At 59.4% G+C, this 26,095-nt stretch carries 21 protein-coding genes; 12 read left to right on the plus strand and 9 right to left on the minus strand.

What is annotated here, in order from left to right; all coding sequences use genetic code 11:
- Positions 1 to 90: 90 nt before the first annotated feature.
- From xdhB to M0412_RS01350, 3 genes are all read right to left on the minus strand, one after another.
- Positions 91 to 2,430 (minus strand): xanthine dehydrogenase molybdopterin binding subunit, encoded by a 2,340-nt coding sequence (gene xdhB / locus M0412_RS01340; protein ID WP_269701978.1) that lies wholly within the window; start codon positions 2,428 to 2,430, stop codon positions 91 to 93.
- 3 nt (positions 2,431 to 2,433) lie between these two features.
- Positions 2,434 to 3,903, minus strand: a complete 1,470-nt coding sequence (gene xdhA, locus M0412_RS01345) for a xanthine dehydrogenase small subunit (protein WP_269701980.1) — start codon at positions 3,901 to 3,903, stop codon at positions 2,434 to 2,436.
- Positions 3,904 to 4,039: 136 nt separating this feature from the next.
- On the minus strand, positions 4,040 to 4,816 hold the full coding sequence (locus M0412_RS01350; protein ID WP_269701982.1) for a 3-hydroxybutyrate dehydrogenase: 777 nt from the start codon (positions 4,814 to 4,816) through the stop codon (positions 4,040 to 4,042).
- Between the two features lie 232 nt (positions 4,817 to 5,048).
- Here M0412_RS01350 and M0412_RS01355 point away from each other — a divergent pair, with 232 nt between their 5' ends.
- The 4 genes from M0412_RS01355 to sbmA all read left to right on the plus strand — a co-directional run bounded on the left by M0412_RS01355 (position 5,049) and on the right by sbmA (position 9,891).
- Positions 5,049 to 6,110 (plus strand): LLM class flavin-dependent oxidoreductase, encoded by a 1,062-nt coding sequence (locus M0412_RS01355; RefSeq protein WP_142840436.1) that lies wholly within the window; start codon positions 5,049 to 5,051, stop codon positions 6,108 to 6,110.
- 54 nt (positions 6,111 to 6,164) lie between these two features.
- Positions 6,165 to 6,917 carry a type I methionyl aminopeptidase gene (gene map, locus M0412_RS01360; RefSeq protein ID WP_269701985.1) on the plus strand — a complete coding sequence of 251 codons (753 nt, stop codon included), beginning with the start codon at positions 6,165 to 6,167 and terminating at the stop codon, positions 6,915 to 6,917.
- A 331-nt stretch (positions 6,918 to 7,248) separates the two neighbouring features.
- Positions 7,249 to 8,439 (plus strand): MFS transporter, encoded by a 1,191-nt coding sequence (locus tag M0412_RS01365; RefSeq protein ID WP_269701987.1) that lies wholly within the window; start codon positions 7,249 to 7,251, stop codon positions 8,437 to 8,439.
- Positions 8,440 to 8,622: 183 nt separating this feature from the next.
- The gene (gene sbmA, locus M0412_RS01370) at positions 8,623 to 9,891 is read left to right on the plus strand and encodes a peptide antibiotic transporter SbmA (protein WP_269701989.1); all 1,269 of its coding nucleotides are present in this window, start codon (positions 8,623 to 8,625) and stop codon (positions 9,889 to 9,891) included.
- Positions 9,892 to 10,136: 245 nt separating this feature from the next.
- On the opposite strand, the gene M0412_RS01375 is transcribed toward sbmA, so the two are convergent.
- Positions 10,137 to 11,120 (minus strand): polysaccharide deacetylase family protein, encoded by a 984-nt coding sequence (locus tag M0412_RS01375; protein ID WP_269701990.1) that lies wholly within the window; start codon positions 11,118 to 11,120, stop codon positions 10,137 to 10,139.
- A gap of 151 nt (positions 11,121 to 11,271) precedes the next feature.
- On the opposite strand from M0412_RS01375, the gene M0412_RS01380 reads away from it, so the two are divergent.
- From M0412_RS01380 to M0412_RS01400, 5 genes are all read left to right on the plus strand, one after another.
- On the plus strand, positions 11,272 to 11,856 hold the full coding sequence (locus tag M0412_RS01380; RefSeq protein WP_269701991.1) for an NnrU family protein: 585 nt from the start codon (positions 11,272 to 11,274) through the stop codon (positions 11,854 to 11,856).
- A 155-nt stretch (positions 11,857 to 12,011) separates the two neighbouring features.
- Positions 12,012 to 12,683, plus strand: coding sequence for a tetratricopeptide repeat protein (locus M0412_RS01385; RefSeq protein WP_052818143.1), 672 nt, complete (start codon positions 12,012 to 12,014; stop codon positions 12,681 to 12,683).
- A 131-nt stretch (positions 12,684 to 12,814) separates the two neighbouring features.
- Positions 12,815 to 14,245, plus strand: a complete 1,431-nt coding sequence (der, locus tag M0412_RS01390) for a ribosome biogenesis GTPase Der (RefSeq protein ID WP_269701992.1) — start codon at positions 12,815 to 12,817, stop codon at positions 14,243 to 14,245.
- Positions 14,246 to 14,430: 185 nt separating this feature from the next.
- The gene (locus M0412_RS01395; protein ID WP_269701993.1) at positions 14,431 to 15,039 is read left to right on the plus strand and encodes a DUF2026 family protein; all 609 of its coding nucleotides are present in this window, start codon (positions 14,431 to 14,433) and stop codon (positions 15,037 to 15,039) included.
- A gap of 120 nt (positions 15,040 to 15,159) precedes the next feature.
- Positions 15,160 to 15,795 carry a hypothetical protein gene (locus M0412_RS01400; RefSeq protein ID WP_269701994.1) on the plus strand — a complete coding sequence of 212 codons (636 nt, stop codon included), beginning with the start codon at positions 15,160 to 15,162 and terminating at the stop codon, positions 15,793 to 15,795.
- 174 nt (positions 15,796 to 15,969) lie between these two features.
- On the opposite strand, the gene M0412_RS01405 is transcribed toward M0412_RS01400, so the two are convergent.
- Together M0412_RS01405 and M0412_RS01410 are read right to left on the minus strand one after the other, a co-directional pair.
- Positions 15,970 to 17,019: a bifunctional monoglucosyl/glucuronosyl diacylglycerol synthase gene (locus M0412_RS01405; protein WP_142840428.1), complete on the minus strand. Its 1,050-nt coding sequence runs from the start codon at positions 17,017 to 17,019 to the stop codon at positions 15,970 to 15,972.
- A gap of 139 nt (positions 17,020 to 17,158) precedes the next feature.
- Positions 17,159 to 18,079, minus strand: a complete 921-nt coding sequence (locus M0412_RS01410) for a sugar kinase (RefSeq protein ID WP_269702247.1) — start codon at positions 18,077 to 18,079, stop codon at positions 17,159 to 17,161.
- A 154-nt stretch (positions 18,080 to 18,233) separates the two neighbouring features.
- Between M0412_RS01410 and M0412_RS01415 the strand changes: the two genes are divergently transcribed.
- Positions 18,234 to 19,898: an alpha-glucosidase family protein gene (locus tag M0412_RS01415; RefSeq protein WP_269701997.1), complete on the plus strand. Its 1,665-nt coding sequence runs from the start codon at positions 18,234 to 18,236 to the stop codon at positions 19,896 to 19,898.
- Positions 19,895 to 20,347 carry an aminoglycoside 6'-N-acetyltransferase gene (gene aac(6') / locus M0412_RS01420; RefSeq protein ID WP_142840426.1) on the plus strand — a complete coding sequence of 151 codons (453 nt, stop codon included), beginning with the start codon at positions 19,895 to 19,897 and terminating at the stop codon, positions 20,345 to 20,347. The genes M0412_RS01415 and aac(6') overlap by 4 nt, the downstream gene beginning before the upstream one ends.
- A gap of 100 nt (positions 20,348 to 20,447) precedes the next feature.
- Here the strand turns inward: aac(6') and ade are convergent, their stop codons facing one another.
- On the minus strand, positions 20,448 to 22,142 hold the full coding sequence (gene ade / locus M0412_RS01425; RefSeq protein WP_269701999.1) for an adenine deaminase: 1,695 nt from the start codon (positions 22,140 to 22,142) through the stop codon (positions 20,448 to 20,450).
- 272 nt (positions 22,143 to 22,414) lie between these two features.
- Between ade and M0412_RS01430 the strand changes: the two genes are divergently transcribed.
- Complete coding sequence (locus M0412_RS01430) at positions 22,415 to 23,362, plus strand: HD-GYP domain-containing protein (RefSeq protein WP_269702001.1); 948 nt, start codon at positions 22,415 to 22,417, stop codon at positions 23,360 to 23,362.
- On the opposite strand, the gene M0412_RS01435 is transcribed toward M0412_RS01430, so the two are convergent.
- Together M0412_RS01435 and M0412_RS01440 are read right to left on the minus strand one after the other, a co-directional pair.
- Complete coding sequence (locus tag M0412_RS01435; RefSeq protein WP_269702004.1) at positions 23,359 to 23,868, minus strand: GNAT family N-acetyltransferase; 510 nt, start codon at positions 23,866 to 23,868, stop codon at positions 23,359 to 23,361. The two genes, M0412_RS01430 and M0412_RS01435, sit on opposite strands and share 4 nt — an antisense overlap.
- Positions 23,868 to 26,057 (minus strand): anthranilate synthase, encoded by a 2,190-nt coding sequence (locus tag M0412_RS01440; protein WP_269702006.1) that lies wholly within the window; start codon positions 26,055 to 26,057, stop codon positions 23,868 to 23,870. The genes M0412_RS01435 and M0412_RS01440 overlap by 1 nt, the downstream gene beginning before the upstream one ends.
- Positions 26,058 to 26,095 lie beyond the last annotated feature (38 nt).

A 26,095-nucleotide genomic window follows, 5' to 3' on the forward strand; every position in this document is an offset into this window, starting at 1 on the left:
CGACGGCGCGGCAAATTTCTTCTCCCCGCCGGGGAGAAGGTGGCCCGAAGGGACGGATGAGGGGGCTCGGCCACATGGATACGCCCTCCCTCACACCTTCTTCAACCGTTCCACCGCCATCAGCACCCGCTCAGGCGTTGCCGGCGCATCGAGGCGCGGGCAGACCTTGTAATCGGCGACGGAGGCGACGGCCATGGAGAGGGCTTCGAGAACCGAGATCGCCAGCATGAAGGGCGGTTCGCCCACGGCCTTGGAGCGGCCGATGGTGGGCTCGGCATTTTCCGCCCATTCCGCCAGCTTGACGTTAAAGCTCTTCGGCCGGTCGGAGGCGAGCGGGATCTTGTAGGTGGAAGGCGCATGGGTGCGCAGCCGCCCCTTGCCGTCCCACCACAATTCCTCGGTGGTCAGCCAGCCCATGCCCTGCACGAAGGCGCCTTCGATCTGGCCGATATCGATGGCCGGGTTCAGCGACTTGCCGACATCGTGGAGGATATCGGTGCGTTCCATCAGGTATTCGCCGGTCAGCGTATCGATCGATACTTCCGAGCAGGCCGCGCCATAGGCGAAATAATAAAACGGCGTGCCCCGGCCGGCGGCGCGGTCCCAGTGGATTTTCGGCGTCTTGTAAAAACCGGCGGCGGAAAGCTGCACGCGGGCGAAATAGGCCTTTTTGATGAAATCGTTGAAGGCGATTTCCTCAAGGCCGATGCGCACCCGGTTTGGCAGGAAGACGACTTCCTCTTCCGGCACGTTCCAGTTCTCAGTGGCGAATTTGACGAGCCGCTCGCGGATCTGGCGGGCGGCGTCATAGGCCGCCATGCCGTTGAGGTCGGTGCCGGAGGAGGCGGCGGTGGCTGACGTGTTAGGCACCTTGCCCGTCGTCGTGGCAGTAATCTTCACCCTGTTGATATCCACCTGGAAGGCATCGGCCACCACCTGCGCCACCTTGGTGTAGAGGCCTTGGCCCATTTCGGTGCCGCCATGGTTCAGGTGAATGGAGCCGTCATTATAGATATGCACCAGCGCGCCGGCCTGATTGAAGGCGGTCATGGTGAAGGAGATGCCGAATTTGACAGGGGTGAGCGCGATGCCCTTGCGGATGATCGGGCTCGTTTTGTTGAACTCGATGATTGCATCACGTCGTGCGCGGTAGTCGCTTGACGTCTCCAGCTCCTCGACAACGCGGGCGATGATGTTGTCTTCGACTTCCTGATGATAGGGCGTCGTGGTGCGGCCGGAGCCGGTCTCGCCGTAGAAATTCAGCTTGCGGATATCGAGCGGGTCCTTGCCAACGGCATAGGCGATCTCCTCGATAAACCGTTCCGCGCCGAGCATGCCCTGCGGCCCGCCGAAACCGCGAAAGGCGGTGTTGGAGACGGTGTGGGTTTTCAGCGGCCGCGAGGTCAGATGCACATGCGGGTAGAAATAGCTGGAATCGGCATGGAACAGCGCGCGATCCGTGACCGGACCGGAGAGATCGGAGGAAAAACCGCAGCGGGCGGCATAGGTGGCGTCGACGGCGTGGATGCGGCCTTCTTCATCGAAGCCCAACTCGTAATCGACGCGGAAATCATGGCGCTTGCCGGTGGCGCTCATGTCCTCGTCGCGGTCCGGACGGATTTTCACGGCCCGGTTCAGCTTCTTGGCGGCGATGGCGCAGAGTGCTGCAAACTGGTTGCCCTGCGTTTCCTTGCCGCCGAAACCGCCGCCCATGCGGCGCACCTGCACCGTGACGGCGTTGGACGGCACCTGCAGGATGTGGCTGACGATATGCTGGATTTCGCTTGGATGCTGGGTGGAACTCCACAACGTCACCTCGTCATCCTCGCCCGGCACGGCCATGGCGATGTGGCTTTCGAGATAAAAATGCTCCTGCCCGCCGATCCGCATCGTGCCGGTGAGGCGACGCGGTGCGACATCCATTTCGATCTTGGCATCGCCACGTTTCAGCGTCATCGGATCGATGACGAGCGCGCCGCCATTTTCAATCGCCGTGTCGATATCGGTGAAATGCGGCAGGTCCCTATAGGTGATCTTTGCCTTGCGGGCCGCCTTTCTGGCGATATCGCGGGTTTCGGCAAAGACCGCGAAGATCGGCTGGCCGTGGAATTCGACCTTTGTCTCGGCCAGCAAAGGTTCGTCGTGGCGACCGCCTGACGAGACATCGTTTTCGCCGGGCACGTCCTTGCCAACCATGACCCAGAGCACGCCCGGTGTGGCCTCCACTTCGGAAAGGTCCATGGAGACGATTTCGGCATGCGCCCGGTCGGAAAGGCCGAGTGCGCCGTGAACGAGGCCTGCGGGCTCAGGGATATCATCGATATATTCGGCGCTGCCCGTCACGTGCTTATGGGCGGAGTCGTGCCGGAGCGACCTGTGGATGGGGCCGTCGATTTCGGTCTTGGTCTTGTCGAAGCTTGTGGTGTCCATGGTTCAAGCCTCCTCCAGCGTGAAGCGCGCGAGTTCCTGCTTCTCGCCCGAAGTCTCAAGGAAGAACCGCGTCAGCAGGTTCTTGGCCGTCATTTGCCGATATTCGGCGGTGGCGCGCCAGTCGGTCAGCGGGGTGAAATCCTCGTCCAGCACATCGCGCGCTGCGTCGATGGTATCCTGCGACCACGCCTTGCCGAGAAGAGCTGCCTCCAGATGAGCGGCGCGTTTCGGCGTGCCGGCCATGCCGCCAAAGGCGATGCGGATGTCCTCGATGGTGCCGTCAGCGTCTAGCGTCAGATTGAAGGCGGCGCAGAGGGCGGAAATATCCTCGTCGCGCCGTTTGGAAATCTTGTAGACGGCGTAGTGGCTTTCCGGCTTCTGGAACGGAATGAAAAGCTTTTCGACGAATTCGCCGCTCAGCCGGTCCTGTTTGCCGTAATCGATGAAATAGCTTTCAAGCGGCACGGTGCGACCGCCGGAAGACGAGCGCAGGGTGAGCGTCGCGCCAAGCGCGATCAGCGCCGGTGGTGTGTCGCCGATGGGCGAGCCGTTGGCGATGTTGCCGCCGATGGTTCCCATATTGCGCACCTGCTCGCCACCGAGGCGGTTAAACAGCCGGGCAAGCGGTGGGAAATGGTCTGCAATGGTCCTGAAGGCCTGGCTGTAGGTGACGCCGGCACCGAGTGTCACGCCATCCTCATCCACCGTAATCGCCTGCAAATCGCCGAGATTGTTGATGAAGATGACGGGGTTCAGCGCCCGCATCTGCTTCGTTACCCACAGGCCGACATCGGTGGAACCGGCGACGATGGTGGCCTTTGGTTCAGCGGCGTAAATCTCGGTCAAATCAGACAGCGTCGCCGGAATGATGGTGCGATCCTCGCCTCTGACGACGGTGATCGTCTCATTTTCGCGGATCGCCCAGAGCCGTGCCATGATGTCGGTGCGGTCCCGTTGCAGCGGATCGAAGAGCGCACTCGGGCGGGCCGCGGCGATTTTTTCGGCGGCCTTCACGATCGGCTCGTAACCCGTGCATCGACAGAGATTGCCTTGCAGTGCCTTTTCAATATCGGCGCGGCCGGGTTTTTCGCTGGTCAGCCAGAGGCCGTAAAGCGACATGATGAAGCCCGGCGTACAGAAGCCGCATTGCGACCCGTGGAAATCCACCATGGCCTGCTGCACCGGGTGCAGCGTGCCATCGCGCGCGGCCAGATGCTCCACCGTGACGATGTGGGTGCCGTGCAGCGAGCCCAGAAAACGGATACAGGCATTGACGCTTTCATAACGCAGCGAACCATCCAGCAGCCGCCCGACCAGCACCGTGCAGGCACCGCAGTCGCCTTCCGCACAGCCTTCCTTGGTCCCGGTCAACCGCTTGCTGATGCGGAGGTAATCGAGAAGCGTGTCCGTCGGTCCGAAATCCCTGAGCGAGATGGTTTCGCTGTTGAGGATGAAGCTGATCGCGTCTTTCATGCAATGCCCTGCTTTTTGTCCGGCTGCCGAGCCGGTTTCTTGTCATTATCTCTGCATATCTATGCACGACCGCGCGTGCATATCGATTTCCGTTTTGGCAATTCATTGTTTCCATAACGGAAAGAAAATCCGGCAATTATTGCGCCGTCCAGCCGCCATCGACGGAGATATGCGTGCCGGTGATATTGCTTGCGGCGTCACTTGCCAGAAATAGGGCAGCCGCCGCCACGTCATCGACGGTGACGAATTGCTTGGTCGCCTGCAATTCCAGCATCACGTCGTTCTTCACCGCCTCTTCGCTGATGCCGCGCATCTTGGCCATTTCCGGTATCTGCTTTTCAACCAGCGGCGTCAGCACGTAACCGGGACAAATGGCGTTGACGGTGACGCCGGTCTGCGCAAGCTCCAGCGCCGCTGTCTTCGTCAGGCCCATGATGCCGTGTTTGGCCGCCACATAGGCCGATTTGAACGGCGAGGCGACGAGACCATGGGCCGAGGAAATATTGATAATGCGGCCTTTGCCAGCCTTCTTCATCAGCGGTATCGCGGCACGCATGGTATGGAAGGAACTGGTCAGATTGATGGCGATGATCCAGTCCCATTTTTCCGTTGGGAAGTCCTCGATCGGCGCGATGTGCTGGATACCGGCATTGTTGATGAGCACATCCACCGAGCCGAGTTTTTCATGGGAGGAATTGATAAGGTCGGCGATCTCGTCCGGTTTCGTCATATCGGCCGGGTGATAAAGCACGCGCCCGCCGCTTTCGGCTTCCAGCAAAAGGCGGAGTTTTTCAATCTCGTCCTCGTCGCCGAAACCGTTCAGCACGATATTGGCGCCTTCCCTCGCAAATCTCTGGGCGATGGCAAGGCCGATACCGCTTGTGGAGCCTGTCACGATAACTGTCCGATGCATGCTTTCCCCTTTTTGCATTACTTCGCACATGTTTAAGCAGGTTATGCCCAAAGGGGGCGGGCTGGCAATCGCCATTTCGGGCGTCATTGCGCGGGCCATTTCAGGCAAGGGTGACGCGGTGGCGAATCCGGCTGCGCCTATCCATTTTTTCGAAGCTAAGCTTCCAGATTTTGCGTTTGTCTGGGGGGCTGTGCGTCCCTATCTCTGAGGCAAGCAAACAGAGGTATCGTTTATGGAACTCGGTCTTTACACATTCGCGGATGTCAATCCCAACCCCGCCGATGGCCGCGGGCCGGAAGGCGCGCGCCGGCTGAAGGATCTTCTCGAGGAAATCGAGCTTGCCGATCAGGTCGGGCTCGATGTTTTCGGGCTGGGCGAGCACCACCGTCCGGATTATGTCGCTTCCTCACCCTCCACCGTGCTTGCAGCTGCGGCTGTCAAAACCAGGAACATTCGTCTCACCAGCGCCGTCTCGGTGTTGAGTTCGGATGATCCGGTGCGGGTGTTCCAGCAATTTTCGACCGTCGATCTCCTGTCGAACGGTCGCGCCGAAATCATGGCCGGGCGCGGCTCCTTCATCGAATCCTACCCGCTGTTCGGTTACGATCTCGAGGATTATGACGTGCTCTTCGCCGAAAAGCTCGATCTGCTGCTGGCGCTGCGCGAACAGGAAATCGTCACCTGGTCCGGTACCAAACATCCGGCCATCAACGGGCGCGGCGTCTATCCGCGCCCGCTGCAGGAACGTCTGCCGGTATGGATTGCGGTGGGCGGCACGCCGCAATCGGTGGCGCGGGCCGGCGCCATGGGCCTGCCGGTGGCGCTTGCCATTATCGGCGGCGAATATCGCCGTTTCGCGCCGCTGTTCGATCTCTACCACGAGGCGGCACGCCGGGCGGGGCAGGAAAAGACCAAGCTGCGCACCAGCATCAATGTGCATGGCTTCATTGCCGACACCACCGAGAAGGCGGCGGACCAGTTTTATGGCCCGCAGGCGGAGGTGATGAACCGCATTGGCCGCGAGCGTGGCTGGGGGCCGACGAACCGCGCGCATTTCGATGCCGCACGCGGGCCGGAGGGCAATCTTTTCCTCGGTGAGCCGGAACTGGTGGCGGAAAAGATCATCAAAGCACATGGCGTGTTCAGGAATGATCGCTTCCTGCTGCAGATGGCCATCGGCCTGATGCCGCATGATCAGATCATGCGCGGCATCGAGCTTTATGGTACGAAAGTCGCCCCTGTTGTCAGAAAAGAATTGACGGGGAGTGCTGATCCGGTGAAAGCCACGGCCTGATGATTACCAAGGCGGGCGTTTTCAGACCCGCCAAATAGAACGACGGACAGAGACATGGTCATTTCCACCGAAGAAGAACTGGTTCTGCTGAAGGATATCGGCCGTTTGTGCGCCGTTGCCATGCAGACCATGGCGGACGCGCTGGAACCCGGCATCACCACGGCCGAACTGGATGCTATCGGCCGCAAGGTGCTGGAGGACAATGGTGCGCAATCGGCGCCGGAATTCTGCTACAAGTTTCCCGGCGCGACCTGCATCAGCGTCAACGAGGAAGTGGCCCACGGTATTCCGGGGCCACGCATCATCAAGGCGGGTGATCTCGTCAATATCGATGTCTCGGCGGTAAAGAACGGCTTTTTCGGTGATACGGGTTCGTCTTTCGCCGTGCCGCCGGTGAAGAAGGATATCGAACGCCTGTGCCGTGATGGCAAACGCGCCATGTGGACGGGCCTGCAGCAGGTGAAAACCGGCCGGCCCTTTGCCGATATCGGCAATGCCATCGGCGCTTTTGCCAAAAAGAACCGCTATACGCTGATCACCAACCTCGCCAGCCACGGCATCGGCCGTTCCCTGCATGAGGAGCCGAAGGAACTGGCGACCTGGCCCGACAAGGGCGAACGCCGCATCATGCAGGAAGGCATGGTGTTCACCGTCGAGCCGTTTCTTTCGACCGGTGCCTATTGGGCCGAAGACGGCGACGATGATCCATGGACGCTCTATAGCGATCCGAGCGCGCCGACGGTGCAATATGAGCATACGGTGGTGGCGACGAAGAACGGGCCGCTGGTGCTGACGCTGGTTGAATGACGGGTGGGGCTGAGTTCCGTTCATCAAGGGCAAATTACAAACGTCTATCTTCTCGTTCTCGCCCCTGAGTGGGGCGAGCGGGTGCCCCTTGTTTCTTCTCCCCGAGGGGGAGAAGTCCGCGGCAGCGGGATGAGGGGGCAAGGGTCGAGATATACGGAGAGCTTGCCCCCTCATCCGACCCTTCGGGCCACCTTCTCCCCGGCGGGGAGAAGAAACTCGCGGCACCTTCGGAACATATCGGATGCGCGCCGCGTGACCGATAAAGGCGGCTTATGACGCCGATCAAAATAACTCGCTTGTCGCTTATTCGCGTGGTTGCGATAAGCCATGCATGATCACCGACAAGCCACTTTCCGCCAGACATCTGACTGCACTCGGTTTCGCCGGGGCTCTGATGATGGCGTCCGCCATGGGTTTCGGCCGCTTTTCCTTCACCCCCATCCTGCCCGGCATGATGGCGGATGTGCCGCTTTCTGCTGGGGATGCTGGCATCGTGGCGGCGGGCAATTTTGCCGGTTATCTGGCGGGTGCGGTGCTTTCGGCCTATTCCTGGGGTTCGGGGAGGGAGCGGCTCGTAGCACTTGGCGGGCTGTTTTCCACCGCCGCGCTGCTGCTGGCCATGGCCGCTTTCAATTCCGTCGCGGCCTTCACCGTCATCCGGTTCCTGGCCGGTGTCGCCAGCGCGCTGACGATGATCTTCACGTCGCAGATCGTCATCGGACATGCCATGAAGGCCGGCAAGGATCATATTCAGGCACTGCATTATGGCGGGGTTGGCGCGGGTATCGCCATCTCCTCGCTTGCGGTCTATCTGATCGGCGTGGTTTTTGATGGTGGCGGCGCCTCCTGGCGGGAGGAGTGGATCGCCGGTGCCGTCTTTTCCTTCCTGACCTTCCTTCTTGTCTGGCGGGTGCTGCCCGCAGGCCCGCCACGGCATGCGTCCTCGGTGGCCGAGCCGCCACTCCAATGGACGCGGCCGCTTTTTCTGACCACGCTTGCCTACGGGCTTTTCGGTTTTGGTTATGTCATCACCGCCACCTTCATCGTGGCGATTGCCCGCATGGCTGCTGCCGGTGCCTTCGTGGAGTTTCTGGCCTGGTTCATCACCGGCTGCGCCGCCGCCATTTCGCTTTTCCTGTGGAAACCGGTGCTGAAGTCACAGGGATTGAAACGCGCTTTCGTGATCGTTCTCGCCGTCGAAGCCATCGGCGTCTTCGCTTCCGTGATGCTGCCGCCGGTGCCCGGTGTTCTCGCGGGCGGTCTGCTTCTGGGGCTGACCTTCATGGTCATCACCGCCTATGGCCTGCAGCTCGGCCGGGAATTTGCCGGTCCAAGCCCGCGCCGCGCCTTTGCGCTGATGACGGCCGCCTTCGGAACGGGCCAGATCGTCGGGCCGCTGGCCGCCGGTTGGATTGCCGAGGTGACGGGCAGTTTTACCGCACCCAGCATTCTCGCTTCAGCCGTGCTCGTGGTCAGCATTCTCCTGATGCTGCCGGTGCTTGCTACCGAGCGGCGGCGTTAGGCAGCGAGCGGTCTCTCCCCGTCTTTCTGCGGTGTTCCATCGCGGCTCGTTTCGCCAGCTTCGCCTTACATCTTGTTAAGGTCCGCGCTTCTCCGTTGCTGTGCACAAATTTCTGCCCTAGGTTCGGGCCATCTAGTGCTTCGCCAATAATGGCTGATTTCAAACGCGCGTGAGTTCGAAAACGTGTTTCATTCCTTCTTTCCCAGGCCGAAAGCCTTCTTTACCTCCGCCATCGTTTGGGCCTTCTTCGCCATTCTTGCCTGGTATTTCATCTTTGAAAGGCTAGGGGCGTCCTGGGGTTATGTGATGCCCGAGCAGGAACCCTACGATCTCAGCTATTTTCTGGTTCCGGCAAATCTGTTCTTTTACGGCTATCTCGCATCGTGCCTAGCGTTATTCGGCGTTGTCTGGACCGTCATCGCCAAGGATCACCCCTGGAAGCTCTGGTCTATCTGGGGATCGCTGCTGATTATCGCGGTAACCTATTTCGGCGTTCAGATTTCCGTCGTCATCAACAATTTTCGGCGGCCTTTCGGCGACCTTCTGCAAAATGCCCTTTCCAAACAACCGGGTATCGAAGTCTGGGATTTCTACAGCCTCCAGATCGTCTTCGCCAAGATTGCCTTTCTCAGCATGGCGGTTTCGATCCTGACGGATTTCTTCACCAGCCATTACATCTTCCGCTGGCGAACCGCGATGAACGATTTCTACATGTCCAAGTGGGAAAAGCTGCGCCATATCGAAGGTGCTTCCCAGCGCGTTCAGGAAGATACGATGCGGTTCTCCTCCACGCTTGAGGCATTGGGCATCACCCTGATCAATTCGGTGATGACGCTCGTCGTTTTCCTGCCGATCCTGTTTGCGCTGTCTTCCTATGTCTCCGAATTGCCGATCATCGGCGAAGTGCCGCATGCGCTGTTCTGGCTGGCGATCGTCTGGTCGATATTCGGTACGGTGCTTCTGGCGACGGTCGGCATCAAACTGCCCGGTTTGAACTTCCGCAATCAGCGTGTGGAAGCCGCCTATCGTAAGGAACTTGTCTATGGCGAGGATCACGCCGACCGCGCCCAGCCGCCAACAGTCAAGGAGCTCTACTCCAATGTGCGGAAGAACTATTTCCGCATGTACTGGCACTATCTCTATTTCAATGTGGCGCGGTATTTCTACATTCAGGCCGATGCGGTGTTCCTGCTCCTGATGCTCGTTCCTACCATCGTCGCCGGCAAGATCACCTATGGTATCTACCAGCAGATCGCCACGGCCTTCGGTCAGGTCAGTAATTCGTTCCAGTATCTGGTCAACTCCTGGACGACGATCATCGAACTGCTCTCCATCCACAAACGTCTTGTCGCCTTCGAAGCGGCAATCGACGACAAGCCCCTGCCTGACATTGACGAGCGTTATCTGCAGCGCGAAGCGGAAGCCGGTGAACTGGCGGCCAACAAACCCTGAGAAAAGGCGGTCGATTGGCCGCCTTCAGGTCTTGAGCACGTTCTACGGAGACGATGTGTTTGATGAACTGCCTCATCCGCACGTCGTCACCCCGGACTTGATCCGGGGTCCAGCGCGATCAAGTCCTTGATCGCAAAAGGCTCTTGTCACGGCGCAGACGCGCCGTGGCTGGATGCCGGGTCGAGCCCGGCATGACGGAGGAGAGGTATTCGACCTTTGTCACGAAACGGAGAGTGTGAGGAAGTTTACCCCTCGGTTTTCTGCTTCTTCCGCGCCTCGATCATCGGCATGGCCTCAGCATAACTCACGCAGGCGACATCGTCTTTCCGGCAGACTTCGCGCAGCAGGCGCTCATAGGCGTTCCAATAGGCGCCGCCATTCATCTTCACGAAATGAAAGCCCATCTGCAGCGGAATGCGCTCGCCATTGTATTGTCTGTCGAAAGCATTGCGGAAGGCCGTATAGGCGCGGTCTTCAAATTCCCTGGCGCGATCCGGCGTCTCGATGCCGATGGAATGGCGGATGAAGAGATTGTAGTCCATGGCAATGATGGGGCGGTTGCCCGGCCCTTCGGGAATGAGCGGCAGGCCGAAATGCTCGATGCCGTCGCGCTCCGCCGGCCATTCCGGCCCCTTGGTGATGCTGGTGGCATCGTAAACGAAGCCGTGTTTTTTCTGGGCGGTGGTCAGTGCCGGTCCCTGCGACAGATAGGGCGCACGGAAACCGTTGATGTTCTTCACCATGTTGCGCCAGCCTTCGGGCTCCTCGCCCTTCTTGCCGATCATCTGCCAGGCATTTTCCAGCGTGCTGGTGAAGGTGGTGAATTCGCCATCCCATTGTTCGGCGGTCCATTGGCCTCCATCGAAATGGCCGCAGGTGTGGTTGCCGATCTCGTTACCTTCACGATAGGCGGCCCAGATGTTTCTGAGCCGCGTCTCCACCTCTTCCGGTGACTGGCCGAAACCGACATTGGAGCGACCGGCCTTCTGGCCCGGACCCTGATAGGTCTTGGCGCTGGTCTTGCGGTCCATGACCAGCGTGCAGGCGAGAAAATAGGTGAAATGCGCGCCGACTTCCTTCGCCGTCGCGCGGCTTCTTTCCCACAGCGTATTGTCGCCCGCACCGTCAAAGGACACGATGACAAGCTGCTTCGGCTTTTCCGTATTTTCGGCAAAAGCGGGCAGGGCGGCGAGAAGCGACAGGGAAAAAGCGGCAAATGGGCGAAACATCAGTCATCCGTCATATGATACACCGTGGCCTTTTGCGGGTGGAATAAGGCGAAGCTTTGAATAGTCTGGCTTTTTTACGTCTTTCAGCCTAATTCCTGTTCTGCCTCGCGGTGATAGGGCCGCGTTCCGATCCACCGGGGGACCGTGTTCCATGCTTTTTCTCGTACTCTGTCTTGCCTTGTTTTTCCTGACGCATCTTTTGAAGGTGTTTGCGCCGCAATTTCGCGCGCGAATGATCGCGAAGCTGGGTGAAGGTCCTTTCAAGGGGCTTTATTCCGTCGCCAGCCTCATCACGCTCGGCCTCGTCATCTATGCCTTTGGGGAAGCCCGGCAGGAGACGGGCATGTTGTGGTATCCGCCGGTCTGGACGAGCCATCTTGCCGTGACGCTGATGCTGCCGGCGATGATCTGTCTTATCGCCAGCCTCATACCGGCTGGCAACATCGCGGTGAAGACGAAGCATCCGCTCATTCTCTCCGTCAAGATCTGGGCGCTCGCCCATCTTCTGGCGAATGGCGAAACCTCTTCGATCCTGCTTTTTGCATCCTTCCTTGCCTGGGGTGTGGTGATGCGCATTTCGCTGAAGCGGCGGGAAAGGGCGGGCGAAAAAGTGCTCCGTCCCTTCGTCTCGGGCCGTTATGATGTGGTGGCCATTGTCGGCGGCATCGTTCTCTGGGGGGCTTTCATCCTGAAACTGCACGAATGGTTGATCGGCGTTCAGCCGATCGCGATGTAGGAAATCAACGTTTCCCCCTTACATATCAGGCAAAATAGGCTAGAAGGCCGACCATGACCCGGTCGGCCACGCTTGTGCTTGCCCGGGTAAGCGGCTTGGTATGTCCGCGGACGGATGGATCGGCGACGATCTCCGCGCGGGTAACGGAGAATTTGATGGCAAACGAAAATGATACCTTTATCCGCGAAGTGAACGAGCAGATCCGCTCCGAGCAGCTGTCGCGCTTCTGGGGCCGTTACGGTATCGTGGTTGCGGGCGCCGCCGTTCTCGTGGTTCTCGGTGCCGCCGGCGCCGGCATTTACGAATACTGGAACACCAGCCGCGCTTCCAATTCCGGCGACCAGTTCCTTGCGGCGCTGACGCTTGCTTCCGAAAACAAGACGGATGAGGCGCTGAAGGCTTTTGCCGATCTCGAAACCTCCGGTCATGGCAATTATCCGGTGCTGGCGAAGTTCCGCTCGGCCACGCTGCTGTCGCAGAAGGGTGATGCGGCCGGCGCCATCGCCGCCTTCACCGCCATTGGCAACGACACATCTGCACCGCAGGTCTTCCGCGACACGGCAAAGGTGCGCGCGGCCTGGTTGCTGGTGGACAACGGCACCTATGATCAGGTGGTTGCACTGGCCGAGCCTTTGAGCGCCGAAGGCCAGACCATGCGGGCCTCGGCCCGTGAGGCTCTCGGACTTGCCGCCTACAAGGCCGGCGATTTCGTCAAGGCCAAACAATGGTTCGAGCAGATCGTCAACGACACGCAGGCACCGCGCAACGTGACGAGCCGTGCGCAGATCATGCTCGACAATATCACCGCTTCGGGCAAAGCTGCTTAAAGCCGCTTATCCCGAGCCATCGCCCGGCATTTCTTCGCATTGCCAAAGCGATCCAACTGATTATTTTACGCATGTCTTTTGCCCAAAACAGGTAACGTTTTGGGCAGACTTGCTCTAAGGAACAGACAACAATGAGCTTCACCGTCGCCATAGTCGGGCGCCCCAATGTCGGCAAGTCCACGCTTTTCAACCGTCTGGTCGGAAAGAAGCTGGCGCTGGTGGACGATACGCCAGGCGTGACCCGCGACCGCCGCCCCGGCGACGCGAAGCTTGTCGATCTGCGTTTCACCATCATCGATACCGCCGGTCTGGAGCAATCCGGGCCGGAAACGCTTCAGGGCCGCATGTGGGCGCAAACGGAAGCGGCGATTGATGAAGCCGATGTGACGCTGTTCGTGGTTGACGCCAAGGCCGGGCTGACGCCCGCCGACGAGACACTGGGCGAAATGCTGCGCCGTCGCGGCAAGCCTGTCGTGCTGGTGGCCAACAAGTCCGAAGCGCGCGGTTCTGACGCCGGTTTCTATGATGCCTTTACGCTCGGTCTTGGCGAGCCTTGCCCGATCTCGGCCGAACACGGTCAGGGCATGATCGACCTGCGCGACGCCATCGTTGCGGCGATCGGCGAAGACGCCGCCTTCCCGCCTGAAGTGGATGAGGCGGAGACGGATATCGTTCTGCCGCGCACTGAACCCGGCAGCGAGGAAGAGGAAGAGGAAGAGCCCGTCTATGACGAGACCAAGCCGCTGCGCGTCGCCATTATCGGTCGACCGAATGCGGGCAAGTCGACGCTCATCAACCGTTTCCTCGGCGAAGACCGGCTGCTGACCGGCCCGGAAGCCGGCATTACCCGCGACAGTATTTCGGTTGAATGGGACTGGCGCGGCCGCACCATCAAGATGTTCGATACGGCCGGCATGCGCCGCAAGGCCAAGGTTACGGAGAAGCTGGAAAAGCTCTCGGTGGCGGATTCGCTGCGCTCCATCCGTTTTGCCGAGACGGTGGTGATTGTGTTCGACAGCACCATCCCGTTCGAAAAGCAGGATCTGCAACTGGTCGATCTCGTCATTCGCGAAGGCCGCGCCGCCGTGCTCGCCTTCAACAAGTGGGATCTGGTTGAAGACCCGCAGGCCTATCTGGCCGATCTGCGGGAAAAGACCGAGCGGCTGCTGCCGCAGGCGCGCGGCATTCGCGCCGTGCCGATCTCCGGCCAGACGGGTTATGGCCTCGACCGGCTGATGCAGAGCATCATCGATACGGACAAGGTCTGGAACCGCCGTATCTCGACCGCCAGGCTCAACCGCTGGCTGGATGGGCAGACCACGCAGCATCCGCCGCCGGCCGTTTCCGGCCGTCGCCTGAAGCTGAAATATATGACGCAGGTCAAGGCCCGCCCGCCGGCCTTCATGATCTCGTGCACCCGCCCGGAAGCCATTCCGGAGAGCTATACGCGTTATCTGGTGAACGGCCTGCGCAAGGATTTCGACATGCCGGGCGTGCCGATCCGCGTGCATTATCGCGGCTCGGACAATCCGTTCGAGAACAAGGCGAAGAAGCGGCGTTGATTTTGACGTGAAGGGTCGCCGCGTCTTTCTTCTCCCCATCGGGGAGAAGGTGGCCCGAAGGGGCAACCTCTCCGCATATCTCGACCCTCGCCCCCTCATCCCGCTGCCGCGGACTTCTCCCCCTCGGGGAGAAGAAACAGGCGGCTGACGCTCATCCAACGCCTTGTTTTGAAGAGTAAAAAACCATGCTGATCAAGCAGACCGACTATCACCGGATTTACCGGGTCATCAACAGCCTGCTCATCAGCCAGAACGCCGATCCCGCCTCGGCCTCGATGTATTTCAGTACCTTCGGCGCTTTCATCCTCAAACAGCATTACAAGGTCAAGGCTGTGCCGAAGGGCGGGCTTGCCGCCTATAATCTCGGTGGAAAGGTCCTGCTGTTTGCGGATCACCGCGATGATGGTTACGTGACGGGTGCTGGCGAGAATTTCCATTGCTGGGTCGAGGCTGATGGCTGGGCGATTGATTTCATGGCGCCGGCTTTTTCAGATGGCGCGCGGGAACTGTCCGTGCCGCCGAAGATGTTTCAGCGGCCGCTTGCTGTAATGGCGGCATCGATCAATGATCTCGGACACTCCGGTGATTTCTTCTACCGTTCAGAAGCAGAAGCGACGGCAAGACGGTTCGCCGACTGGCACAGCCACGCCATGCTTGGCGATATGGCGAGCGTCGCCGCCAGCTGGTTCCGCAAATCGCCAAAGCAGATGTCTGCATCGCTCTCGATGGTTGACAAGGACGGCAAGCCGCGAACTGTACCGCTTTCCGGGCAAATGCTTACCGGAGCATGGTGAAGACAGGTTTCGCCGCACGGCGTTGATCCCCAGAGGTTTCGGCGGCGAAAGGTCTTTTGATTTATAAGGGCAACCCTGTTACGCAGTTTAAACTGCACAGGGACTGGATGACGTGCTCCTATGGCCGATGAAACGATTTCAATAAGCTTCACGCCTGATCCGAAACATGTCCCCGACTATGTCCACGGCTATCAACATCAGGCCTATGAAAATTACGGCATGATTCTCGACAGGTCCTGGACGCGCCATCTTGCCTCGGCAAGAGTGAAGCTGTCGATATTTGCGGGACTGGCGGCCGGTTTTATCTATTCCCTAAGCCTGCCATGGTTCCCGGGTGTCTGGCCGGTGGTCGGTTATTGGGTGTTTGCCCCTGCACCATTTGTGGCCCTCGTCGTCTGGTACATTATCTGGCAGGGCGCGAGACGGGAGGCGAAATCCTATTACGAGGTTTTGGCACACTGGAATATCGCGCACGAGCGCATGTATTCGCCGCACTCGCAGATCGAAATCGGGCCCGATGGCTTTAAGCAGATCACACGACTGGACACCGTGCAATTGAGCTGGGCGCGTTATCATCTCGCACTCACGCCGCCGGACAGTCTGGTGCTGGTTTTTCACGGAACGGTGGTTGTCATCCCCAACAGCGCCCTGCCGATGGCGCCGATGCAAATTGTCGAGAAGATCAATGATTGGTGCGCAGCCCAGCAAAAAGAGCTTCTTCCTTTACCCGGAAGCGCATCTCAAGGGGGCGGCTGAGTATTATCGGGAAATAGGACGGCCAGCGTAATCTCGCGGCAACCGCCTGACGTCAATCAGCAGCCCGACCCCGTTCTAAAGATAACGGCAGTCGCGTCCTGATCGCCTTGTGACATTCCCGTCATGTTTCGTCCACTGGCCCTGCGCAAAAAAAAATGGGGAATGTGCTTGCCTTCAGGCAAGCTGTGAACGCGACAGAAGCGGCAGGGATTTTCCTGCCGCATGGATGACATTGTCGAGGAACTGCCGTGAGGCCTTTTCCCAGCTGTAGCTTTTTGAAAGCGCTAAGGCCTCCTGCGGCGAACAATCCAGCGCCGCCAGACAGGCATTGCGAAGATTGTCATCCAGCGCGCCGGCGGCCGGGTTGCCGCCAAGGATATCGATCGGCCCGGTGACGGGGAAGGCGGCGACGGGCACACCGCTTGCCAGTGCTTCCAGAATGGTGTTGCCGAAAGTGTCGGTTTTTGAGGGGAAAACGAAGACATCGGCCTGCGCATAGGCATCGGCCAGCTCTTCGCCGGTCTTGACGCCGGTAAACAGCACGCCGGGATATTTTTCCTGCAATTCGTGACGGGCCGGGCCGTCGCCGATGACGACCTTGGATCCGGGCAGGTCGAGTTCCAGAAATTCCGGCAGGTTCTTCTCCACCGCCACACGACCGACAGTCATGAAGATCGGCCTTGGCAGATCAAAAGGCAGTGTGGTTTTCGGGCGCGGATGGAACAGTTCGGCGTCGATGCCCCGGCTCCAGCGCTTCAGGTTCTTGACGCCGCGCGCTTCCAGCTCGGTCTCGAGGCTTGGGGTCGCCACCATGCAGGTGTTGCCGCCATTGTGGAACCAGCGCACGAAGGCATAAAGCCAGCTTTCGGGGATCGGGAAACGCGCCGCGACATATTCCGGGAAGCGGGTGTGATAGCTGGTGGAAAACCGCATATGGTTCTTCACACACCAGCGCCGCGCCATAAAACCCAGCGGCCCTTCGGTGGCGATATGCACGAAGGAGGGCTGGCTTTTTTCGATCTCCGCCGCGACACGGCGATAGCCGGCGACGGAGAGGCGGATTTCCGGATAGGTGGGGCAGGGAATGCTGTAGAAACTCTGGGGCGTGACCATGTTCACGTCCACACCCAGCCGCGCCAGCTCGGTATTGGTGTTCTCGATCGAGCGAACCACGCCGTTGACCTGCGGGTGCCAGGCATCTGTGACAATCGTGATTCTCGTCATGAAACACTGATCCTGCTCATCTGCGCGCAGGCGAATCCCCATTGCCCGGCTTCCGCCCGTATATGCGGCGCGCGTGTTACAGGATCATGTCAGGGCATATGACTGTCAATATCGTCCCTTTTCAGGGCAGCCTGCTGGCCTATCCGACCAGCGGCAGCAGTTCGGGGCTGATCAGCGCGCCGTGGTGGCCGATGACGGTTGCCGCTGCCCTTGCGGCAAAGGCGGCGGCTTCCTGTGGCGAGCTGCCGGCTACATAACGGGCAAGGAAGGCGCCGTTGAAGCTGTCGCCGGCGCTCGTCGTATCCACCACCTCCACGGCCTTTTCCGCCGGGGCATGGGTGCGGTTGCCGCCGAAATCGAGTGTCGCACCCTTTGCGCCGTCTTTCACCACGATGTTTTCGACGCCGAGGGAACGGTAACGGTCGATGGTGGCTTCCACGGAGGCGTCGCCGAAATGGCTGGCCTCGTCATCAAAGCTCGGCATGACAAGTGTTGCGGCGCGTGCACCGTTGGAAATCGTCTCGAGCATGACGTCCTTGTCTGCCCAGAGGCGCGGGCGGATGTTCGGATCGAAAACCACGGGCTTGCCCGCCGCCCTGGCGCGGCGAAGCTCGGCCAGAAACGTATCGACATCATGGGCGGAGGCGAGGATGGCGAGGGTGATGCCGGAGAAATAGATGACGTCAGCGCTTTCCACTGTTCGGCGCAGGTGATCCGCGTCGGCGGCCAGCTGTCTTGCGGCGGCGGCATTGCGCCAATAGCTGAAGGTGCGTTCGCCGTCCTTCAGGTTGATGAGGTAGAGGCCGGGCGTGCCGCCCTTGATGCGGCGGATCTTTTCGGTGCCAATGCCGGCTTCCGCAATGAAGGCGAGCATGTCTTCCGAAAGCGGATCATCGCCGAGTGCCGTGAAATAATCGACGGACCAGTCTTCAGGCAGGCAGGCGCGGGCATACCAGGCGGTATTGAACGTATCTCCGGCGAAACCCTTGCGCAGCAGACCGTTGCCGGCCTGCGACAGTTCCACCATGCATTCGCCAATCGATAAAAACCGTCCGCCCACGCCGTCATCCTCCCGTTTTATCCAGCCATGCGGCTTACGACGCGCGCGCGCCGCTGACAAGGGCGGTTCTGGCCGATTGTGCGTGTGCGAAGTTCCGGTTTACGCGGCCGCACAGGCTTTATATTCTCCCGCCAGACACATCAGGAGATTGCCGATGACGCTACCCCATGCCCCGGTCCACAAACCTCAAGCGCAATCGGACTGGTGGAAGGGAGCGGTGATCTATCAGGTCTATCCGCGCTCGTTTCAGGATACGACCGGAGACGGTTATGGCGATCTTGCCGGGGTGACGAAACGGCTGCCCTATATCGCGTCGCTTGGCGTTGATGCCATCTGGCTGTCGCCGTTCTTCACCTCGCCCATGGCCGATATGGGTTACGATGTTTCCGATTATTGCAATGTCGATCCGTTGTTCGGCACGCTTGCCGATTTCGATGCACTGATGGCGGAAGCGCATCGGCTGGGGTTGAAGGTCATCATCGATCAGGTCATTTCACACACGTCGGATCAGCATCCTTGGTTTGTGGACAGCCGGGCGAGCCGGACGAACAGCAAGGCCGACTGGTATGTCTGGGCCAATCCCAAGCCTGATGGTACGGCGCCCACCAACTGGCTTTCCGTGTTTGGCGGGCCGGCATGGGAATGGGACGGCGTGCGCAAGCAATATTACATGCACAGCTTCCTTGCCTCGCAGCCGGATCTCAATTTCCATAATGCCGAGGTTCAGGACGCGCTCCTGGAAACCGTGCGGTTCTGGCTGGATCGCGGCGTTGACGGTTTCCGGCTCGATACCGTCAACCACTATTTCCATGACAAGCTGCTGCGCGACAACCCGCCACTTTTCGACGAGGAGAGCTTTGGTCTCGATGCCTCAGACGTCAATCCTTACGGCATGCAGGACCATCTCTACGACAAGACGCGGCCGGAAAATGTTGCCTTTCTCAAACGCTTCCGGGCGTTGCTCGATGAATATGAGGGCCGCGCCACGGTGGGAGAGGTGGGCGATGGGGCGCGCTCGCTGAAGACGGTTGCCTCCTATACATCAGGCAATGACAAGCTCAACATGTGCTACACTTTTGACCTGCTGGGGCCGGATTTCAGCGCAAAACACCTGCGTGGTTCGGTCGAGACCTTCGGCAAGGTGGTGACGAATGGCTGGGTGTGCTGGGCCTTTTCCAACCATGATGTGGTGCGTCACCTCAGCCGCTTTTCGGAAAGCGTGGAGGAACAGACGCGGGTGGCGAAACTTGCCATCTGCGTTCTTGCCAGCCTGCGCGGTTCCATATGTCTCTATCAGGGTGAGGAGCTGGGGCTGACGGAGGCCGAGCTTGCCTTTGATGACCTGCGCGACCCCTATGGCATTCGTTTCTGGCCGGCCTTCAAGGGGCGCGATGGATGCCGCACGCCGATGGTGTGGGAGACCGGCAAGCCGAATTCCGGGTTTTCAAGCGCTGAAAAGCCGTGGCTGCCAGTGCCCTATGTCCATGCCATGCAGGCTGTGGATGCACAGGAGCGCAAGCCGGACTCGGTGCTGAACCATTACCGTGCGGTTTTGTCTTTCCGTAAAAGCCATGGCGCATTGCGTGACGGGGACATACACTTCATCAAGACCAATCTCGATGTGCTGGCCTTCACGCGCAGCAAGGGTGACGAAAAACTCCTATTTGTTTTCAACCTCACTCGCGAGCCGGTTGAATTTCCCGTGCCCAAGACGATGCGTGTCACGGATATCCTGCCGATGCCGGGTTTTGCGCCGCTATTCGATGCTGATATCGTGAAGCTCGAGGGGCTGGATGTGTTTTGTGGGGTTGTCACATGAGTGGTCAATTCATCATTGGAAACGCCGCCGACCATCGAGATGACTGGTCGCTTTTGCGGCATCGCCTGTGGCCGGATACCTCGCCCGCCGAACATATGACGGAATTGCAGGACGTCTCCGAAACCGGGGCTGGATTGATTGTCCATGATCCGGCCGGAGTGGCAATCGGTTTTGCCGAGGTCAGCCTGCGGCGGGACTACGTTAATGGCTGCGATACCACGCCCGTGGCATTTCTTGAGGGAATTTATGTCGAGGAGGCGTTTCGCGGCCAAGGCATTGCTGCCGCACTGGTGGCCGAAGTGACCCGCTGGGCGGTTCGTCAGGGTGTGAGCGAGCTTGCTTCCGATGCCGATATTGCAAACGTCGATTCACATCGCATGCATGCGGCGCTGGGGTTTGAGGAAACGGAACGGGTGGTTTATTTCCGCAAGCTGCTGCCCTCGGATTGAAGGGGAGACACAATGATTTTTGCCGATCCTCCACTCTTGTGACAAGCACAGGAATAGGGATCGGCATTTCATCCGCCCAGCCGGGATGTTTTCCGGTCAATCAGATCAGCGCAAACCGGTCCACGTCCACCATGCCCATATCCGAAATCTTCAGATGCGGGATAACGGGCAGGGGCAGGAAGGCGACCTGCAGGAAGGGCTCTTCCAGCGTGGTGCCGAGCGCATAGGCTGCTTTTCTGAGCGTGTGCAGTGTGTCGCGCACCGTCTCATAGGGTTCGAGGCTCATGAGGCCGGCGACGGGGAGCGGGATTTCGCCGGTCACCTTGCCGTCTTCGACCACCACGAAACCGCCCTTGATTTCGCCGAGCCGGGTGGCGGCCAGTGCCATGTCGTCCTCACCGACGCCGACGACGCAGATATTGTGGCTGTCATGGCCGACGGTGGAGGCGATGGCGCCTTTCTTCAGGCCGAAGCCCTGCACGAAACCATTGGCATGGTTGCCGTTCTTGCCGTGGCGTTCGATGACGGCGACCTTGATGATGTCGTTCTCGAGATCGACTGTCGTCTGGTTGCCATCCGTCGGCAGTTTATAGCGGCGATGTTCGGTGATGATCTTGCCGGGAAGCACGCCCATGACGGGTGTTTCGCCTTCGGTGACAGGCACGCCGAAATGGGAAGCGAGCACCGGTCTTGCCTTGACGCTATCAAGACCAACGGGGGTGACCGGCTTGCGGGTGGCAAACAGGGCGTCATCGACGATCCTGCCGCCGGAAAGCACCATGCTGGCCTTGCAGTTCTGCAGGCTGTCGATGACCACGAGATCGGCGCGCCAGCCGGGCGCGATGAGGCCGCGATCACGCAGGCCGAAGGCTTTTGCGGCGGAAATCGAGGCGGCGCGGTAGATGGCGAGGGGCTCCACACCGCTGGCGATGGCGGTGCGGATCATATAATCGAGATGGCCCTGTTCGGCGATATCGAGCGGATTGCGATCATCCGTGCATAGCGCCAGATAGGGCGACAGGCGTTCGGTAATGATCGGCATCAGCGCGTGCAGGTCTTTGGAGACCGAGCCTTCCCGCACCAGAATATGCATGCCCTTGCGGATTTTTTCGAGCGCTTCCGGTGCATTCGTGCATTCATGTTCGGTGCGGATGCCGGCGGCGAGATAGCCATTCAGCGCGGTGCCTGACAGAAGCGGCGCGTGGCCGTCGATATGTTGCCCCTGAAAGGCCTCCAGTTTTGCCATGCACACCGGGTCCTTATGGATGACGCCGGGAAAATTCATGAATTCGGCAAGCCCGATGACCTTGGGGTGATTGCGGAACGGCAAGAGTTTCTCGATCGGCAGATCGGCGCCCGAGGTTTCCAGATGGGTCGCGGGCACGCAGGAGGATAGCTGCACGCGGATGTCCATGATGGTTTCCATGGCGCTGTCGAGGAAGAATTGCAGCCCTTCCACCCCCAGAACATTGGCGATCTCATGCGGGTCGCAAATTGCCGTCGTGACGCCATAAGGCAGAACGCAGCGGTCGAACTCGTGCGGAGTGACGAGCGATGATTCGATATGAAGATGCGTATCGATGAAACCTGGAACGACGATCTTGCCGGTAATATCGATTTCCCGACGGCCTTCATAGTTCTCGCAGGTACCGACGATGGTATCGCCGCAGATGGCGATATCCGAAGCAACAAGTTCCCCGGTCACCAGGTCGAAGAAGCGTCCGCCTTTGAGAATCATATCTGCCGGTTCACGGCCAGTACCCTGATCGATGCGCGTTTCAAGTTTCGAATTCATGCGGCTCTTCTTCAGCTCCTGGTTTACGTCGTAAGCGAGAATTTTTAATATTTACATTCTCAGGTTGCTTCTTGATATATTCAGATTGATTCTTCGGTTTTTAAATATATCCTGAGTAAATAATTTTCATATTCGTGCTATCTTATGTTCTGTGTTGCAGAGTTAAATAGTTCGGTGGGCTTATCTTTATCCGTCTGAAGGCTGGTTTTATGTTGGTCTTTACCAATAGCGGGTCACGTTATCATTCCCGGGAAGGAAAATAAAAGCGTCTGATGCTCAAGCGAATTTCCACCCGGCAATTGACTGTTGGCATGTTTATCGAAGCGGTTGAGGGAACGCTGTCAAACCGGCATGTCATGCAGCGACATCGGTTTCTCCTGCGGCATGAGGATGTGGTGCGCCAGCTGAAATCGAGCGGCGCGGAAAGCATCGTCATCAATACGGCCAGGGGAAATGATGTCGAGGGAAGGCCGGGCGTTGACGGACCTGCATCAGTAAAACCGGGCAATTCCTCCGAAACCACGGTGGCCGTCAGCCATGCCGTTCGTTCGGCAGCCGATGCGGTTGCGCAGACCTTTGCGGTCGCAGAAGCCGGCGGTGGTGTCTCGCTGAAGGGCGTGGCGGCAGAAACGAGCAAGATTTCCGAAGCGGTGCAGTCGAACCCGGCGATCTTCATCGGCGTCACCCGCCTGAAATCGAAAGACGAAACAACTTTCGTGCATTCGGTTTCCGTCAGCGGTTTGATGATGCATTTCGGCTGCTATCTCGGGCTGGATAAGGCAACGGTGGATCTGCTGGGGATCAGCGGCCTGCTGCATGATATCGGCAAGGTGGAAATTCCCTCGTCGATCCTCAATAAGGCGGATGGTCTGAGCTCCAGTGAGCGGGAGATCATCAATCTTCATCCCGCCTTCGGCCGGGAAATCCTGTCGCGTAACGATCAGATGCCGGAGATGGTTCTGGATGTCTGCTTCAATCACCACGAGCGGATGGATGGCGGTGGTTATCCAAGCGGCCGGTCTGGTGCCGAGATCAGCCTTTACGCCCGCATCGCGGCGATCTGCGATGTCTATGATGCCGTCACTTCGGTCCGGCCCTACAAGAAGCCGTGGACGGCGAATGATGCGCTGACCTGGATGCTGCGCCGTGAAGGCCATTTCGATGTGCAGCTTCTGAAGAAGTTCGCGCTCTGCATCTCCGCCTCGCTGCCGAGGGCTTAATCGCCGAAGATGACCGCCATCTGCAGGCTGTCGATGTAATGCCCGTCGATCAGAACGGCGTCGCGTGACCGGCCTTCATGCACGAAGCCGATCTTTTCATAAAGCGCAATGGCTCTGGCATTGTCCCCATGCACGCTTAATTCAATACGGTGCAGCCCACATTGACGGGCGGCATCAAGCGTCCGCCGCATCAGCCGCGCACCCAGTCCCTTGTCACGATAGGCTGGCAGGATGCCCATGCCGAGCGTGCCGCAATGGGCGCGGGTTTCTCTGCTCACGCGGCGAATATCGCACCAGCCAATAACTTCATCGTCCACAATCGCCACGAATTGCGGATGGCCGTTTTCGATCATGTCATGCACGAAGGCGCGCACCGCTTCGAGCGGCGGCGCCTCCAGAAAGCTCAGATATTTCCGCTCGCGCGACACCGCATCGAGAGCACGATGAAAGCTTTCAACGTGCTCCGCCCGGATCGGCTCGATGCTGATGGCGTCGGCAGCAGCCATCACGCGGCTTTCGTCTTCGCCTTGCGGGTCAGATGCACCACCACGTTTTCGATCATCCGCATGCCGGCATCCTGGCCGAGCGTCATGATCGATTCCGGGTGGAACTGAACGGCGGCCACCGGCTCTTTGGCGTGTTCGATACCCATGATCGTACCGTCCTCGCTTTCCGCGGTGATGATGAAATCACGCGGCAGGGTGGTGGGATCGGCGAAGATCGAATGGTAACGACCAACGGTGACTTCCTTGCCGAGACCGGAGAAGACGAGGCCGGGCTCCAGCACGCGAATGCGCGAGGGTTTGCCGTGCATCGGCACCGCAAGCTGGCGCAACTCGCCGCCATAGGCTTCCGCAAGGGCCTGAAGGCCGAGGCAGACACCGAAGATCGGCAGGTCACGGGCGCGGGCGGCCTTGATCGTCGCCTTGCAGTCGAAATCCGTCGGGCTGCCGGGGCCGGGAGACAGAACGACGAGATCGGGCTGGAAGCGATCGAACACGTCCGCGGCGACCGGCGATCTGACGGTGGAGACCGTGGCGCCCGTCTGGCGGAAATAATTCGCCAGCGTGTGCACGAAGCTGTCCTCGTGGTCGACGAGCAGGATCTTGACGCCGGTGCCAACCTTGGCGGCATCGCGTTTGGTGGCGGCAGAGTTGGTGCCCTTGGCATCACGAATGGCTGATATCATGGCGGAAGCCTTCAGTTCGGTTTCTGCTTCTTCTTCCTGCGGATTGGAATCGTTAAGCAGCGTCGCGCCGGCACGCACTTCGGCGATGCCATCCTTGATCCGGATGGTGCGCAGCGTCAGCCCGGTGTTCATGTCGCCGTTAAAGCCGACCATGCCGATTGCGCCGCCATACCAGGCGCGCGGGCTCTTTTCATGGCCTTCGATGAAGCGCATCGCCCAGAGTTTCGGTGCGCCGGTGACGGTGACGGCCCAGGCGTGGCTGAGGAAGCCATCAAAGGCGTCCATATCGTCGCGCAGACGGCCCTCGATGTGGTCAACGGTGTGGATGAGGCGCGAATACATCTCGATCTGGCGGCGGCCGATAACCTTCACCGAACCCGGCTCGCAGACGCGGCTCTTGTCGTTGCGGTCGACATCCGAACACATGGTCAGTTCGGATTCGTCCTTTTTCGAATTGAGCAGTTTCAGGATCTGTTCGCTATCGGCAATCGGATCGTCGCCGCGCTTGATGGTGCCTGAGATCGGGCAGGTCTCGATGCGGCGGCCGGAGACGCGCACGAACATTTCCGGCGAAGCGCCGACCAGATATTCCTGATGGCCGAGATTGATGAAGAAGGAATAGGGCGACGGGTTGATTGCCTTCAGGCGGCGCGAAATCGCCGACGGATTGCTTTCGCAACGCTCCATGAATTTCTGGCCGGGAACGACCTCGAACAGGTCGCCGCGGCGGAAGCTTTCCTTGGCCTTCACGACAAGTTCGGAATATTCGCCGGGTCGGTGATCGCCCTTGGGCGGGATCGTATCGGTGGTCTTGAAGGGCTCGGACGTAATGTCGGAGGACTTGCCGTCCGTGGTCACGCCGGCCTTTTCGAAGTCGTAACGGTCGATCCAGGCCTTGGCGGAATAGTGGTCAACGACGAGGATTTCATCCGGCAGGTAGAGCACCATGTCGCGCTGGTCTTCCGGGCGCGAAAGCGACAGCTTGATCGCATCGAACTGGAAAGCGAGATCGTAACCGAAGGCGCCGAACAGGCCGATGGCCGAATCCGCATTCGAATAGAAGAGATCGACGATGGCTCTGAGCGCCGTGAAGACGGTCGGGATTTTCGAACGTTCTTCTTCGGTAAAGACGCGATCCGGCTCATTGACCGTGAGATCGAGACGGCGGGTGGAGGATGCGCCGAGGGTAAGATCGGGTGTCGTCTTCAGCTTTTCGGTGATGAAGCCGAGCAGCACTTCGCCGCGGCCATTATAGGCCTCGATCCACATCTTGCGGCCAAAACAGGAAATGCCGAGCGGTGGGTCAATGATGGCCGTGTCCCAGCGGGTATAACGGCCGGGATATTCATAGTTGGACGAAAAAACCGCGCCACGATGGGAATCGAGCTTTTCGATGTAATTATCGATGGCGTTGGCGTAATCGGCGGGCCGACGCTTCCGGCTGACTTTTATGTCGCCTTTCGTCTCGTAGGTTTCCGCTCCGTCATCCTGAATGATCGTTACCATTTCTTTCGTACTTCCTGTTGTTCAGGCCCGATGACAGG

This window comes from Agrobacterium sp. O3.4 (assembly GCF_041414895.1).
GTDB classification, from domain to species: domain Bacteria; phylum Pseudomonadota; class Alphaproteobacteria; order Rhizobiales; family Rhizobiaceae; genus Agrobacterium; species Agrobacterium cucumeris.

Excerpts from the sequence above, each read along its gene's own strand:
- xdhB (WP_269701978.1), bottom strand. The coding sequence starts at position 2,430 with ATGGACACCACAAGCTTCGACAAGACCAAGACCGAAATCGACGGCCCC.
- xdhA (WP_269701980.1), bottom strand. The coding sequence starts at position 3,903 with ATGAAAGACGCGATCAGCTTCATCCTCAACAGCGAAACCATCTCGCTC.
- M0412_RS01350 (WP_269701982.1), bottom strand. The coding sequence starts at position 4,816 with ATGCATCGGACAGTTATCGTGACAGGCTCCACAAGCGGTATCGGCCTT.
- M0412_RS01355 (WP_142840436.1), top strand. The coding sequence starts at position 5,049 with ATGGAACTCGGTCTTTACACATTCGCGGATGTCAATCCCAACCCCGCC.
- map (WP_269701985.1), top strand. The coding sequence starts at position 6,165 with ATGGTCATTTCCACCGAAGAAGAACTGGTTCTGCTGAAGGATATCGGC.
- M0412_RS01365 (WP_269701987.1), top strand. The coding sequence starts at position 7,249 with ATGATCACCGACAAGCCACTTTCCGCCAGACATCTGACTGCACTCGGT.
- M0412_RS01375 (WP_269701990.1), bottom strand. The coding sequence starts at position 11,120 with ATGTTTCGCCCATTTGCCGCTTTTTCCCTGTCGCTTCTCGCCGCCCTG.
- M0412_RS01380 (WP_269701991.1), top strand. The coding sequence starts at position 11,272 with ATGCTTTTTCTCGTACTCTGTCTTGCCTTGTTTTTCCTGACGCATCTT.
- M0412_RS01385 (WP_052818143.1), top strand. The coding sequence starts at position 12,012 with ATGGCAAACGAAAATGATACCTTTATCCGCGAAGTGAACGAGCAGATC.
- der (WP_269701992.1), top strand. The coding sequence starts at position 12,815 with ATGAGCTTCACCGTCGCCATAGTCGGGCGCCCCAATGTCGGCAAGTCC.
- M0412_RS01395 (WP_269701993.1), top strand. The coding sequence starts at position 14,431 with ATGCTGATCAAGCAGACCGACTATCACCGGATTTACCGGGTCATCAAC.
- M0412_RS01400 (WP_269701994.1), top strand. The coding sequence starts at position 15,160 with ATGGCCGATGAAACGATTTCAATAAGCTTCACGCCTGATCCGAAACAT.
- M0412_RS01405 (WP_142840428.1), bottom strand. The coding sequence starts at position 17,019 with ATGACGAGAATCACGATTGTCACAGATGCCTGGCACCCGCAGGTCAAC.
- M0412_RS01415 (WP_269701997.1), top strand. The coding sequence starts at position 18,234 with ATGACGCTACCCCATGCCCCGGTCCACAAACCTCAAGCGCAATCGGAC.
- ade (WP_269701999.1), bottom strand. The coding sequence starts at position 22,142 with ATGAATTCGAAACTTGAAACGCGCATCGATCAGGGTACTGGCCGTGAA.
- M0412_RS01430 (WP_269702001.1), top strand. The coding sequence starts at position 22,415 with ATGCTCAAGCGAATTTCCACCCGGCAATTGACTGTTGGCATGTTTATC.
- M0412_RS01435 (WP_269702004.1), bottom strand. The coding sequence starts at position 23,868 with ATGGCTGCTGCCGACGCCATCAGCATCGAGCCGATCCGGGCGGAGCAC.
- M0412_RS01440 (WP_269702006.1), bottom strand. The coding sequence starts at position 26,057 with ATGGTAACGATCATTCAGGATGACGGAGCGGAAACCTACGAGACGAAA.